We start from the raw sequence: 13,562 nt of genomic DNA, 5'->3' as shown, positions 1-13,562 counted from the left end.
GAACAAGGCCTGTGTGTCTGGTTCTATGATTTACGCTTCAAATTCCCGGAATTGCCCCCCTCATTCCGCTACGGCGTGTGCCGTCAAGACAGTTATTCCGATTGGGAAATGTTCCGGCAGCGGGGATTGTTCTATATTGACTGACAACGCAGCTAAAAAATACACATTTCACGATAAAATGCACCGGCAACACAAGCATTGCCATTCAGTTTATGATGTCGTTGTCATTACACAAGGAGACGATCATGGCAAAAGGACAGCAACGCAAAAACAAAGAAGCGAAGAAACCTAAGAAAGAAACACCGAAGTAATCAATAAACTAAGGTCGTGAATTAAGAATAAAAGCGTGGAATTCCTGCCGCGTCATTTTTGATTCACGGCCTGAGTCCAGCAACTCTTGAAATTTACAATGACAGAGATCTTGGGATGTGCTGATTTTTATGGAATCCGAAGTTCCATAAAATGAAATGGAAGGGATAAACGATAAGTCCTCCAACTCGCAAAACAGCCGGTGCAATGCGCTTCGCTTATTGACACCCTACCAACATCCGTTTCCGCAATATCTGCACAATCCGATAAGCCGCATACGCAGCAATCAGGTGCTTTAGCGTATGGCCGCTGATCCAGCCATCCGTCCAAACAAATATTTTCCCATCCAGCATTTCAGCCAGTTTCGCAATCGCATACAGGGCAATCACTTGATAAACGTCGCTGCCGCGCGTGTAGCGTGATGGAAAACGCAGGCTGATCCAGACAATCAGCAGAATCGAATAAAACTGCATCACAATGTAAAAGTTCAAGTTGCCCGTGCCTTGCAGCTCAGTCCAATACCAATACAACACGCTAAATACGGCTGAAACGACAAGCAGGGGTAATGCCCACAAACCGGCAGCCTGGCTTATGCGGTCAACCAGCGTTGCGGACAGTAAAGCGGCAATACCGATGACAATGGGCAACCGGTCCCACATCAAATGATCAACATCCGGCGTCCAGTGATAAACCATCGATCCGAGTGCGGCTGCGGTCACACTGAAAAATAACACCCCGTACGGTAAGCATTCTTTGAGGTCATGAAATGTGGTTTGTGCAGGTGTCCGATAAACCCGCAACAGAAACACCAGCCCAGCACCGCCACTGAGAAAAAAAGCCAGGTTGGAAATGACATCATTAAAATTGGGAATACCGAAAAAAACGCGCTGATCGGCGAACTGGTGGTAATCGGCAGGCTGCGAAACGGGTGGCAGGATCATTGCGGCAGCAACGACCAAAACCGTTATCCCCGCGAGTATCCAGAGCTGTCGGCGAATTTCCATTAAATCAGTCCTTGATTACGTTCGGGGTGAGCTTGCAGAATCATAAATGTAATCAATTGCTTCAATGTTTTCCTAATGCATATGCGCAACAGCATCCCTGATTCGCGCTACGGCAATGATGTCCATACCGGGAATGGCTTGTTTGGGCTTATTGGCCAGTGGAATGATGGCTTGTTTAAAACCCAGTTTTGCCGCCTCTTTCAGTCTTTCCTGCCCGCGTTGCACCGGGCGTATTTCGCCTGCCAGGCCGACTTCACCGATGACGATCATTTTTTCCGCCAGCGGTTTGTTTTTCAGCGACGATACCACTGCCAATAAAATCGCGAGGTCAGCACCCGGTTCGGTAATTTTCACGCCACCGACGGCATTGACGAACACGTCCTGATCGAAACAGGGAATCCCCGCATGGCGATGCAGTACCGCGAGCAACATGGCTAAGCGGTTTTGTTCCAAACCGACGCATAACCGGCGCGGATTAGGCGAGCGCGCTTCGTCAACCAGTGCCTGTATTTCCACTAACAGCGGACGCGTGCCTTCTTGTGTAACCATAATGCACGATCCCGGCACTTGCGTGTCATGATGCGAAAGAAACAGTGCCGAAGGATTCTTGACCTCACGCAATCCCTTTTCGCTCATAGAAAACACACCCAATTCATTAACCGCGCCAAAACGATTCTTGAAAGCGCGGATCATGCGAAAACTGGAATGCATATCGCCTTCAAAATACAGCACCGTATCGACCATATGTTCCAGCACACGAGGACCAGCCAGCGCGCCTTCCTTGGTCACATGACCAACCAGAATAATGCAAATTCCGCTTGCTTTCGCCAGGCGTGTTAATTGCGCTGCACACTCGCGCACTTGCGCAACAGATCCCGGTGCAGACTGCAATACCTCCGAATAGATCGTCTGAATGGAATCGATCACGGCCACAGCCGGTTTCCGTTCAATCAGAACAGACTGGATTTTCTCCAGTTGAATTTCTGCAAATAAATTGACTGTTTCCACATTCAGCGCTAAACGCTTGGCACGTAATGCCACTTGGTGTGCAGATTCTTCACCGCTTACATACAATACAGAGCGATGACTCGACAAATGAGCGAGTGCTTGCAGTAATAATGTCGACTTGCCAATTCCAGGGTCCCCGCCCAACAGCACCACACCGCCTTGCACCAGGCCACCGCCAAGAACCCGGTCCAGCTCGTCTACGCCCGTTGGATAGCGCGGTTCTTCACGCGCTTCAATAGTACTTAAATTTTGTACTTGGCCGACTTCTGATACTGGACTGAAGCGCGATACAGATTTCTCTGCAATCGTTTCTATTAAGGTATTCCAAGACTGGCAATGTGGACACTGGCCTTGCCATTTTAAGGTTTGTCCGCCACACTCAATACACGAATAGATCGTTTTCTGCTTGGCCATTCTCAACAGCTAATCATAAACTTCGGCAGCATCGAATGTGATTCCACGCGCATCCTTCTCAGACAGCACCGGCTGCTTGCCAGCAAGCAGCCAATCTATCGCCAAAGTTGCATCATTCCACACAATGCAGCGCTCGTGCTCAGGTGCCCAGTAATCGGTTGTGTTGTACAAAAACTCCGCATACTCAGAAAGAACTATAAATCCATGGGCAAAACCTGCCGGAACCCATAATTGTTTTTTGTTCTCTGCGTTGAGCATTTCCCCCACCCATTGTCCAAAAGTTGGGGATGAACGGCGGATATCCACTGCCACGTCGAATACTTCTCCCACCACCACACGCACCAGTTTTCCTTGGGCTTGTTTGATCTGGTAATGCAGGCCGCGCAAAACATGTTGAATGGAACGGGAGTGATTACTTTGCACAAAGTTTATTTTTTCCCCTACTGCTGACTCAAATTCACGCTGATTAAAACTCTCGAAAAACAATCCGCGTTCATCGCCAAAAACACGCGGTTCAAATAACAGAACTTCCGGAATAGCCAGCTGGGTTGATTTCATCTATCGGTCCAATCAAAATTCACGTTTTAACACTTGCAGCAAATACTGCCCATAGCCATTCTTGGCCAACGGAATCGCCAGTTTCTCCAGTTGCGCTGCATCAATCCATCCTTGCCTGAAGGCTATCTCTTCCGGGCAGGCGATTTTCAATCCTTGCCGATGTTCAATGGTGGCGACAAACTGACTCGCATCCAGCAATGATTCGTGCGTACCGGTATCCAACCACGCATAGCCACGCCCCATGATTTCAACACGCAATGCAGACCGCTCCAGATAAATACGATTCAAATCGGTGATTTCCAGCTCATTGCGTACCGATGGTTTCAGGCTTTTGGCGTAATCCACCACTTGTTGATCATAAAAATATAAACCAGTCACTGCGTAATGGGACTTCGGATGTTTGGGCTTTTCTTCCAGATTAATCACGCTACCCTCGGCATCAAATTCAACCACGCCATACCGTTCCGGGTCATGCACATGATAGGCAAACACACTCGCCCCTTGCGTGCGTTCCATCGCGCTTGTGAGTAAATGGTGAAAGTCGTGCCCATGAAAAATGTTATCGCCCAATACAAGTGCTGAACAATCGTTACCAATAAACGATTTACCGATGATAAATGCTTGCGCAAGGCCGTCGGGAGAAGGTTGCTCGGCATACGATATATTCAATCCCCACTGATGACCATCCCGCAAAAGCTCTGCGTAATTTCCAACATCACGCGGTGTTGAGATAACCAGAATATCCCGGATTCCCGCCAGCATTAAGGTACTGAGCGGGTAATAAATCATCGGCTTATCAAACACCGGCAACAACTGTTTGGAAACGGTCTGAGTAACCGGATAAAGCCGCGTACCGGATCCCCCCGCAAGTACGATACCTTTTCGCCGCGGGAGTGTGGGTTTTGGAAAATCTCTTGTCGTATATGAAGTATTTGATGTTGGCATAAATAAAATCCCGATGTTTACACGCTTATGAACGAATCGCTTTCACCCGGATTAATTCACTAGAAATAATGATGCTTGTATTATATCTGTTTCACGTTCCGGATAATTGCACGATGCAATAGCCGCTGAATGTTCAGGTAGAATTACATATTATGATCCGTGCACACCTTTTCCTCCGCCTACTCAGAAGACTTTTTCCCTATTGGAAATTACTCTTGCTGGCATTATTTGCCATGGTGATCGTAGCAGCCGCTTTAGCTTCCCTGCCCATACTGATTAAACAAATACTTGAAAGCACCTTTATCGATAAAGATCAATCGCTGATGCAAACAGCAGCGCTGGCGATTATCGTATTATTTATAATCCGTGGAATCGCAGGTTATATCAGTATTTATACTGCCAACAAAACTGTTGGAAAATTAGGAATAGATTTACGTATGGAGTTTTTTAACAAACTGCTAACACTACCGGTCAATCACTACAGCCATCTTAATAAGAATAATGAAATCGACGCGCTGCTATTGGATATCAGCCAGATATCTCAATCCACATCTCGTTATATCACCGTCATTACGCAAAACAGCTTAACAATCGTAGGGTTGATTATTTGCACGTTTTATCTCAACCAAGAATTCTCTTTGTTTCTACTTCTGGTTACTTCGTTCGTCCTATTAGTGACTCAGATGACGCGCAATCATTTGAACAGTCCTGACCAGAAAAACTGGCAGGCCTCTAAAAACCTGACTCAGCACTTGTCGCAATCCATTGCACACCACAGAAAAATCAGACTAGATGGCGGACAGATGTATGAAAGTCAGCGTCTTGGAAAAATTTCAGAAACTATTTATCACGCAGAAATGCAACAAGCACTAGCCAGAGCAATAGCCGTCCCAGCAAGTCAAATCATTACGGCGTTGATTTTGACAGCCGTCATTTACATGGTCGCACTGCAAGTTATTACTGGTGCATTGAATCTGCATGAAGTCGGCGCGCTCATTTCCGTTGTATTGCTCCTCATCTTGCCGATACAACGCATCGCCGGCTTACCCAAACAACTTGCACATGACCAAAAGATCATAGAAAACATCTTTTCATTCCTGGATCAAGCATCCGAACACGATACCGGGATCATTAGCATCCCACATGTCAGCGGGAAATTCGTTTTTGAACAAGTGCGCTTCTGTAGCGATGCACACGCAACACCCATTCTGAATCATATTAACTTCACCATAAAACCGGGCGAAGTAACCGTTTTTACCGGTTATACCGCAGAAGAGAAAAATGCGCTCATTAACCTAATACTACATTTACAACAACCGGCCAGTGGACGAATATTGCTGGATGATCATCCGCTCGCCGATATCCAGTTAAATAACTTACATGCCAATATCGCCATAGTGACGGAAGATGGTTATTTGCTGGATGAAAAAATTGCCGGCAATATCGCGTACGGCACGATGCGTTGTGCCAACGAAGCGAAAATTACCACTGCAGCACACGCCTCTCACGCGATGGAATTTATCCGGCACATGCCGGATGGCTTACAGACGCAGATTGGCAAAGAAGGTACAACAATCAATCAACAACAATTTCGACAGCTTGCGATTGCACGCGCGTTAGTTAAAAACGCCCCCATCCTGATTCTTGATGAAATACCTACGGCACAGGAAGAATCTAATTCTGGGAATCTACTGTCAGCCTTAGAAAAATTAATACAAAATCGCACGACTCTGATTTTTAATCAATATATTCCCCAATTGAAAAAGGTTGATCGAATTATTGTTCTGGAAAATGGATGTATCACAGAAAGTTTGAAAGGACCAAACAATTCCTAGGGTCTGTTGACGTTTCAAAATAGGTATTTAAAGATAACCGCTTACAATCGCGAGGATAAATTTTAATCCACTGATACTGCAAGTGTTTTTATAAAATGTCCCGACCTAGGCAAAGCAAGAAAAACAAGCAGTAAGTAATTAGCGTAAGTTTTCTTGGAACCACGATGAAACTGAAAACCAATCAGTTAGCTAATGCTCCGTTTCCTTCGTGGTATATTCTGGCACCCACTTTGCCAGTTGATCCCGGACTTCCTGATCGCTTAAAACAGTTATTTTGCTCAACCAGGCTGTTAACTCGGATAGCCACTGCTCATCAACCTGGCGTGCCTGCGCAATACGTAATTTTTGATGCGGTGTCGGAAAAGTATTTTCACTGGTTGCCAATAATTCCTCATGCAATTTCTCACCAGGCCGTAGCCCAGTGAAAATAATACGAATATCATCCTCCCCCAATCCCGACAAATGAATTAGATCGTTGGCCAGATCAACAATTCTTACCGGATCACCCATATCCAACACAAATATTTCTCCCCCGCCTTTTGCACCACCCATCAACCCGGCTTGCAAAACCAGTTGTGCCGCTTCCGGGATAGACATGAAATAACGTGTCATCTCTGGATGAGTGATCGTGATAGGGCCACCTCTGGCGATCTGTTCGCGAAATTTCGGGATAACACTGCCGGTACTGCCCAATACATTGCCAAAACGCACCATTACAAAGCAGGTTTGATTCGATTGATTATTCCGATCAGGTTTCGCATTCTTTGCAATGGATTGCTGCAAAGCTTGACATACCATCTCAGCCAACCGCTTACTGGCTCCCATAACACTCACAGGATTGACTGCTTTGTCCGTCGAAATCAGAACAAATTTTTCCACGCCAAAACTTATCGCCACCTGAGCCAGCACATGCGTACCCAGGACATTATTCAGCAAAGCCAGGCACGCATTCTCTTGTTCCATGAGCGGAACATGTTTGTAAGCAGCGGCATGAAAAACCACAGTAGGCCGGAACTGCGTAAATAATTGTGTTATGCGCACATGGTCTTTGATATCACCGATGACAAATGACATCGCCATGTCAGGAAAACACGACAAGAATTCCTCTTGTATGCTGTAAAGTGCAAATTCGTTTAGTTCAAGGAAAACAATACGATTGGGTTCAAATGCAGCGAGCTGGCGGCATAATTCTGAGCCAATCGAACCACCTGCTCCTGTAACCAGGATTACTTTTCCTGTCAATAAACCATGCAACCCATCATTATCTAGAACTACAGGCGCTCTACCCAGCAAATCGTCGAGTTCTATCTCACGAATCTGCGACACGGTTGTTTTACCACTGATCAGATCTGCGTAAGACGGCACTGTCATCGCTTTCACGCCAATTTCCGAGCACATCTCCAAAGCTTGACGGTGTATTCGACGAGAAACAGACGGGATAGCAATAATCACATGACCGACATTCAGTTTCTGCACCCATTGCGGCAATTCATTGATCGTACCGAGCACACGAATGCCTTGCAATCGCGTACCCAATTTTCTTTGGTCATCATCCAGCATTCCAACAACGTGCCAGTCACGGCTTCTCGTCAAATCCTTAACCAGACTCACCGCAGTGCTGCCTGCACCAAGTATCAATACCAGTTTCGCTTCATTACTCTCCAGACCATACAACCGCCGTTCTTTCCATGCACGATAGGTCAAACGGCTGCCACCCATGATCAGCAGCAATAATAATGGCGCCAACAGAATGACCGCTATTGGAACATTGACCAGCAAACCCAATGGCCACAAGATCAGCAATACAGTCACAGTACCGCTCATCACCGCGACAAAAATTCTCTTTAGATCGGGTAAACTGGCATAGCGCCATAATCCGCGGTAAAGTCCGAACCACAAAAAGAAACTGCCCTGAACAAGTACTGTCCACGGCAAAATTTCCAGTAAGAACTGCGATGAAGGCGCAGGAATCTCAAAATTAAAGCGGAATAGAAAAGCAAGCCACCAGGCTACGGCAATTGCAATAAAATCATGTGTAAAAGCAATGAAGGTGCGTATTCCGTATTTTCTGCGAAACATACTATCCCCGATTGGAATAATATTTCTGATTCCAATCAGAAATAAACATTAATAGCAAATAAAAGCCTCCCCATAGCATGACAATCCAACTTTGCACCACGGGGTCTTGCCTACATGCCCAGACAGCGCTTGCACCTACCATAAGCATCAAAGTATAAGCCGATAACGCCGTATTACGATGACCAAAACCGCTTTGCACCAAGCGCTGATAATAATGTTCACGATGCGCTTGCCAGATTTTTTTTCCGCGCAATAAGCGCTTTATCAACGTCATTGTCGAATCTGCGATGAAAGGTGAGAATATTAGCACCGGTACCCATAATGACCACAAATTATCCATCCATCCGAGTATTCCCAATGCAGCAGCCAGGAATCCAAGCGGAACAGCGCCCACGTCCCCTAGGAAAATACGCGCCGGATAAAAATTATGGAGCAAAAATGCGCCGGCAGCAGCAGCTATTGAAAAATTTAGCACAGCGAAATCGTTATCCCCTGCCAAGTATGCAATTAAGCCATAATAGCCAAACCCAATCACGGTCATTCCGCTCGCCAAGCCATCCGAACCATCCATGAAATTATAAAGATTAGCCATCCAGACCACTGCAACTGCGCTGCACAATACCATTGTCCAACCATAAGTATCCAACAATAGCTCCATAGCAAATCCAGCGGCAACGATGCCCTGTATCAGCAACCGGCACCACACCGGCGCGTGCCAAACATCATCTATGAATGATATGGCCACCAGTAGCCCAATGCCTACCCAAATCGTAACAGGCATGACAACCGAAAAACATAACCAAGTAGTAATGATCCCGAAGAACAAGCCAACACCACCAATACGGGAAACCGGTACAGAATGTAGCGAGCGTGAATTCGGATGATCCAGCACCCAATCAGCTTTTTTTTTGATCAACCATAAAATTGAGACAAATGAGATAAAGAAAGATAGCAGCGGTGCTGCGACAGTAGATAGAGGAGAACCCAAAACCATAGTGAGCGGATTATCCGTTATAAGTCAGTAAAAGACATATGCCACTTTCTTATCATTCGCGAAAAGAAAGTGGCATGGGGCGGCTAAAATGCCAGCAATTCGGAACAAACCTTAAAACATAGGGTTTTCTGCATACTTCTGATGCGCCGCTGCTGCCGCAGCGCCGCGCTCTACTTTCATGCCCATGTCGGATAGAATACTTTCCAGTGCATTTAAGCAGAAAATCACGTTTTCAACGCGACAGGATGTGCCCATCAAACCGAAGCGCCATACTTTTCCTGCAAAATCACCCAAACCGGCGCCAATCTCAAGACTATAGTCATCCAACAAACGGCGACGCACTTCTTTCTCATCTACACCAGCCGGTACAAAAACGGAATTCAGTTGCGGCAAGCGATGTTGCTCCGCAACCACATAGCTCATACCCAACGTGGCAAAACCGGCTTTTAAGGCTTCATAATTATACCGATGCCGTGCCCAGGAATGTTCCAATCCTTCTTCAGCCAGCATCAGCAATGATTCATGCAATGCATACAATGCATTGGTCGGTGCCGTATGGTGATACGTACGAGTTGATGATCCCCAGTAATTCAACAACAAGCCGATATCCATAAACCAGCTATGTACTTTCGTCTTACGATTCTTAACCAGTTCGGTTACGCGTTCGGAGAAACTCACTGGAGACAGACCGGGCGGACAAGATAAGCATTTCTGACTGCCGGAATAAATCGCATCAATTCCCCATTCATCGACTTTAATCGGCGTGCCGCCCAGCGAAGTGACGGTATCCACAATCGTCAGGCAATTGTATTTACGCGCGATTTCGCACAAGGTTTTAGCATCGGACTGCGCGCCCGTTGAAGTCTCGGCGTGACAAAACGCAACAATCTTGGTATCGGGGTTCTTTTTCAGCGCATCTTCCACTTTCTGCGGATCAACCGGCTCACCCCACTTATCATCCACGACCACCGCAACGCCACCATGACGTTCAACGTTTTCAATCATGCGTCCGCCAAATACGCCATTGCGACACACGATCACTTTATCACCGGGTTCGATCATGTTAACAAAGCACATTTCCATCCCGACAGATCCCGGTCCGGAAACCGAAAAAGTCATCCGGTTTTTGGTTTGGAATGCATAACGCATCAACCCCTTAATCTCTTCCATCATTTCGGTGAAAACAGGATCCAAGTGACCTAAGGTCGGGCGTGCCATGGCATTCAGCACGCGCGGATGGGTATCCGATGGCCCCGGTCCCATCAGAACGCGCTGGGGTGGGTAAAATATTTTGATTTCTTTTTCTGGGCGAAAATCTTCGGTATTCATGAACAATCCTAAGTTAATAATGTAATCTGATCTATTTTTGAAAAATGTTGATTCTAACAAGTGAAACGAGAGTTTACTATAAACAAAGGTGTGCTCAATAAATTATCCTTATAGAAAAGCAAAGAAATTCGCATAACAGGATGAAATACTGAACTATTAGCGTAAATGCAGTTCTTTCTCTACACTTTCTAATTACCCTCCCTTATTCATTTGAAACACAATCAATTCCAGAATGGGACATAAGGATCATTAACAAAATTTTGCACACACTATGTAATTACATTATAGTTACACATTCACTTCCACAATCACCGGCTTCCCCATGACTCACCTCGTTAAAATTGGCAATTCCCACGGCATCCGCATCCCCAAGCCACTGATTGAACAAGCGCAATTGGAAGGCAAGGATCTGCAATTACAAGTCGTAGAAGGTGGTTTATTGATTACACCCAAAAAAGGTGCAAGAGCGGGCTGGAAGGAAGCCATCGAAAACACACTAAAAAACCACAACAAGGAAACACTGGATCAGGAATGGCTGAGTGCCCCTGTATCCACTGATGATGATTAACTTGGTAACCCCAACGATTCTGCGGTTCCAAATCTGGCTGGTACAGCTTGATCCTACCCAAGGCTTGGAAATCAACAAAACCAGACCTTGCGTTGTGATATCCCCCAATGAACTATCCGCCTTATCGACTGTACTCATGGCACCGATGACGACCAAAAGTTTTGAATTCCCTTGCCGGATTGCTTGTACTTTCAAAAATAAACAAGGTCTCATCCTCTTGGATCAGATTCGGGCCGTTGATAAAGTACGTTTAGTCAGCAAACTCGGCGTGATCGACGAAGCCACTCAAGTCGAATTGTGTCTTCGGCTGCAAGAGTTATTTGCTTACTAATCTGCACTCAAGTTTTAACAAAATTAAGGTTTAATCCTTCAATCGTGTGCAATACAAAATGGTTCTGATACCATGCGATTTACCCTAAAAATTTCTCAGCTTTCTATCTTATGCGCTATTCTCTAAAAAAATCGATCCCGCTTCTGCTCTGTGTACTAATAACCGCTTGCATGACAACGCCCACACGAGAAGAATTACTGGATCAGAAAGTGATTTATAGCCGCAGCAGTGACAAAAATTATCTGGAAATTGCGGAATGTCTAAAAAGCGAGGAAGGATTTCCTTTACCGAAATGGCATCGTCATACCTGGCGTGATATCAATACCTATTTTATCTACCATGAATCTTTGCAAGTGGATGGATACCCGCAAATGCACGACGAAGCTGCCAAGACTTTCTACATTACTGAGATTCACAATCCTAAGTCTTTTGGAAGCCTCGACAAACCGATATCCCACGGCAATGGAAACTGGATCATAACGATCAAAGATACCGGTAATGCGCAAAACACCCAATCCGAAATCGAAATTCGTAGTAGCAAAGATCTGCTGAGCGATTACCCGCCGGCTTCTTATACACCGGATCCTAATGCGTCACTCTCCCAGCGCTTATACAAAGTGGAAACGATTGATCATTGTTTTTGATTGATACGCGATTTTAAGAAACCCGTAGGTTGGGGTGACGATAGGAACCCCAACATCACACTACCGCCAATTGTTGGGGTTCGTCGACTCACCCCAAACTACCGCGCTAATCCATGTAATTAAAGGGAGTAGGCTTCCCATCCCAAAGGGAATAGAGTTCTCTTTGCCCCCAAAGGTTTATCTCACTTTGAGATTTCTTTTTCTTCGCCCTAAATATCACATAGCTGCTTGATGAGTTAGAAAACTTTGTATCTGGGATATGTGTCCCAATCTGGCCATACCCATCATCGCTAAAAACCATGGTCGGCAAGCTCATTGCCAAAACCGCATTTCGGCCCTCTTTTAACACAATCGCAAAGGAATGATAGTGAATATTATAGCCCTTGTGGGCACAGAATATTTTTCCTTCCAGCCCCTGTCCGCATTTACCGTTCAGAACATCTTGAATGTATGAATTGCTAACAAGATTTGATTTATCTCTTATAATTTTTTGACTTGCAATTCTAGACCACTCTACGATGTTATCTGAATCAGCCAATATGATTTTTTTGTTCTGCCTTTTCGCAAATTTTTTAACGCCAGGCAAGTATCTAGACGTTGTAACAAAAAGCCCTCTATTCGCTTTTTCGTCTTCGACTACGGCGCTTAAAGCTTGGACTGCTTCAAGTCGTATTGGGTTTTTACTCGCATATCTTTTTGCTTGAACCAGAGTAACAAATTCCCCAACAGCATCTTCACTATATAGTCTTAAATCAATTCCACCGTCGCCTTGACCCGGACCAAGCAAAGAACTGTACCCATTATTTTTAAATACAGAATCTAGGAATTGTTCAAATTGTCTTGAAGAAAATTTATGCAAGTCCAAGGGAGATCGATCAATTCTGCTATATATTTCTTCATAAATATCTCCATGATCTTCTTGAATTAGACCAGCAATCCACTTCCATTCAAAAAAATCTTTAAAGGCTGCATTTAGAGAAATCTCGTCATCTTTTACCCAAAAAGACATAGTGACATGGTCTTCAATCTCATAGAAAAATTTTGTATTTGACTCTATTAATGCGTCAAATTCCTCGACTAATTCATCTACACCCAAATTAAATACGTTGTAGAGAGGGCCTTCAAAACAAAAAATCAGTACACATGGACTTTCATATGGCTCGTCATCGTACCGTTCTATCCAAGATGTAAAGCCGCAGTCATACCACAAGTCATGCTTTTTAGCCCATTCTTCAATATGCTTCTGCAAAGAGATTATTTGGTTTTCCAAATAATCGTCAGATAGTTTTGTAGACATTTTATTCTCTTCGGAACATGTGCGCCTAACTACAATTCGCCTTCCGAAATGACGTAATGTAATATGTCATAAATGAGATCTAATACTGCATTGTTCATGCCATCCCCTTATATTTTAAGCTAATTGACCGATTTAGCTGTCATCATACCAGACTTGTTTAGACCCACAAATATAGAATGAATAACAGCAAGACGCCGGAATCCATTTCTGCAATTTACCTATCAAAACAAGTAATAGATCAATCTCC

12 protein-coding genes are annotated in these 13,562 nt (G+C 45.0%); 4 read left to right on the top strand and 8 right to left on the bottom strand.

The annotated features are described in order from the left end of the window. Positions 1-527: 527 nt before the first annotated feature. From K2P83_RS05980 to rfbA, 4 genes are all read right to left on the bottom strand, one after another. Complete coding sequence (locus K2P83_RS05980) at positions 528-1,313, bottom strand: alkaline phytoceramidase (RefSeq protein WP_292927271.1); 786 nt, start codon at positions 1,311-1,313, stop codon at positions 528-530. 72 nt (positions 1,314-1,385) lie between these two features. After that, positions 1,386-2,735, bottom strand: a complete 1,350-nt coding sequence (gene radA, locus K2P83_RS05975; protein ID WP_292927269.1) for a DNA repair protein RadA — start codon at positions 2,733-2,735, stop codon at positions 1,386-1,388. A 9-nt stretch (positions 2,736-2,744) separates the two neighbouring features. Beyond that, entirely contained in the window at positions 2,745-3,293 is a 549-nt protein-coding gene (gene rfbC / locus K2P83_RS05970; protein ID WP_292927267.1) for a dTDP-4-dehydrorhamnose 3,5-epimerase, read from the bottom strand. A gap of 12 nt (positions 3,294-3,305) precedes the next feature. Next, a complete protein-coding gene (gene rfbA / locus K2P83_RS05965; protein WP_292927265.1) occupies positions 3,306-4,238 on the bottom strand; it encodes a glucose-1-phosphate thymidylyltransferase RfbA in 933 nt (310 codons plus the stop codon). A 152-nt stretch (positions 4,239-4,390) separates the two neighbouring features. Here rfbA and K2P83_RS05960 point away from each other — a divergent pair, with 152 nt between their 5' ends. Further along, entirely contained in the window at positions 4,391-6,073 is a 1,683-nt protein-coding gene (locus K2P83_RS05960) for an ABC transporter transmembrane domain-containing protein (protein ID WP_292927263.1), read from the top strand. 189 nt (positions 6,074-6,262) lie between these two features. On the opposite strand, the gene K2P83_RS05955 is transcribed toward K2P83_RS05960, so the two are convergent. The 3 genes from K2P83_RS05955 to K2P83_RS05945 form a co-directional block, all read right to left on the bottom strand. Continuing rightward, complete coding sequence (locus tag K2P83_RS05955) at positions 6,263-8,152, bottom strand: nucleoside-diphosphate sugar epimerase/dehydratase (RefSeq protein WP_292927261.1); 1,890 nt, start codon at positions 8,150-8,152, stop codon at positions 6,263-6,265. Between the two features lies 1 nt (position 8,153). Next, positions 8,154-9,146 (bottom strand): glycosyltransferase family 4 protein, encoded by a 993-nt coding sequence (locus K2P83_RS05950; protein ID WP_292927259.1) that lies wholly within the window; start codon positions 9,144-9,146, stop codon positions 8,154-8,156. A gap of 111 nt (positions 9,147-9,257) precedes the next feature. Further along, a complete protein-coding gene (locus K2P83_RS05945; protein ID WP_292927257.1) occupies positions 9,258-10,475 on the bottom strand; it encodes an alanine--glyoxylate aminotransferase family protein in 1,218 nt (405 codons plus the stop codon). A 322-nt stretch (positions 10,476-10,797) separates the two neighbouring features. Between K2P83_RS05945 and K2P83_RS05940 the strand changes: the two genes are divergently transcribed. The 3 genes from K2P83_RS05940 to K2P83_RS05930 all read left to right on the top strand — a co-directional run bounded on the left by K2P83_RS05940 (position 10,798) and on the right by K2P83_RS05930 (position 12,018). Beyond that, positions 10,798-11,043 (top strand): hypothetical protein, encoded by a 246-nt coding sequence (locus tag K2P83_RS05940; protein WP_292927255.1) that lies wholly within the window; start codon positions 10,798-10,800, stop codon positions 11,041-11,043. Further along, complete coding sequence (locus K2P83_RS05935) at positions 11,015-11,374, top strand: type II toxin-antitoxin system PemK/MazF family toxin (RefSeq protein WP_292927253.1); 360 nt, start codon at positions 11,015-11,017, stop codon at positions 11,372-11,374. Before K2P83_RS05940 ends, K2P83_RS05935 begins: the two co-directional genes overlap by 29 nt. Positions 11,375-11,544: 170 nt before the next feature. Continuing rightward, on the top strand, positions 11,545-12,018 hold the full coding sequence (locus K2P83_RS05930) for a hypothetical protein (RefSeq protein ID WP_292927251.1): 474 nt from the start codon (positions 11,545-11,547) through the stop codon (positions 12,016-12,018). Positions 12,019-12,124: 106 nt separating this feature from the next. On the opposite strand, the gene K2P83_RS05925 is transcribed toward K2P83_RS05930, so the two are convergent. Beyond that, positions 12,125-13,315: a restriction endonuclease gene (locus K2P83_RS05925; RefSeq protein ID WP_292927249.1), complete on the bottom strand. Its 1,191-nt coding sequence runs from the start codon at positions 13,313-13,315 to the stop codon at positions 12,125-12,127. Positions 13,316-13,562 lie beyond the last annotated feature (247 nt).

Origin of the sequence: Nitrosomonas sp. (assembly GCF_019752415.1) — a bacterium.
Classification (GTDB): domain Bacteria; phylum Pseudomonadota; class Gammaproteobacteria; order Burkholderiales; family Nitrosomonadaceae; genus Nitrosomonas.
The sequence above is the reverse complement of the archived record's forward strand: the minus strand, read 5'-3'. Positions and strand labels throughout refer to the sequence as shown.

Bases quoted from the DNA above. Each gene is read 5' to 3' on its own strand.
- K2P83_RS05980 (WP_292927271.1), bottom strand. From the start codon at position 1,313: ATGGAAATTCGCCGACAGCTCTGGATACTCGCGGGGATAACGGTTTTG.
- radA (WP_292927269.1), bottom strand. From the start codon at position 2,735: ATGGCCAAGCAGAAAACGATCTATTCGTGTATTGAGTGTGGCGGACAA.
- rfbC (WP_292927267.1), bottom strand. From the start codon at position 3,293: ATGAAATCAACCCAGCTGGCTATTCCGGAAGTTCTGTTATTTGAACCG.
- rfbA (WP_292927265.1), bottom strand. From the start codon at position 4,238: ATGCCAACATCAAATACTTCATATACGACAAGAGATTTTCCAAAACCC.
- K2P83_RS05960 (WP_292927263.1), top strand. From the start codon at position 4,391: ATGATCCGTGCACACCTTTTCCTCCGCCTACTCAGAAGACTTTTTCCC.
- K2P83_RS05955 (WP_292927261.1), bottom strand. From the start codon at position 8,152: ATGTTTCGCAGAAAATACGGAATACGCACCTTCATTGCTTTTACACAT.
- K2P83_RS05950 (WP_292927259.1), bottom strand. From the start codon at position 9,146: ATGGTTTTGGGTTCTCCTCTATCTACTGTCGCAGCACCGCTGCTATCT.
- K2P83_RS05945 (WP_292927257.1), bottom strand. From the start codon at position 10,475: ATGAATACCGAAGATTTTCGCCCAGAAAAAGAAATCAAAATATTTTAC.
- K2P83_RS05940 (WP_292927255.1), top strand. From the start codon at position 10,798: ATGACTCACCTCGTTAAAATTGGCAATTCCCACGGCATCCGCATCCCC.
- K2P83_RS05930 (WP_292927251.1), top strand. From the start codon at position 11,545: ATGACAACGCCCACACGAGAAGAATTACTGGATCAGAAAGTGATTTAT.
- K2P83_RS05925 (WP_292927249.1), bottom strand. From the start codon at position 13,315: ATGTCTACAAAACTATCTGACGATTATTTGGAAAACCAAATAATCTCT.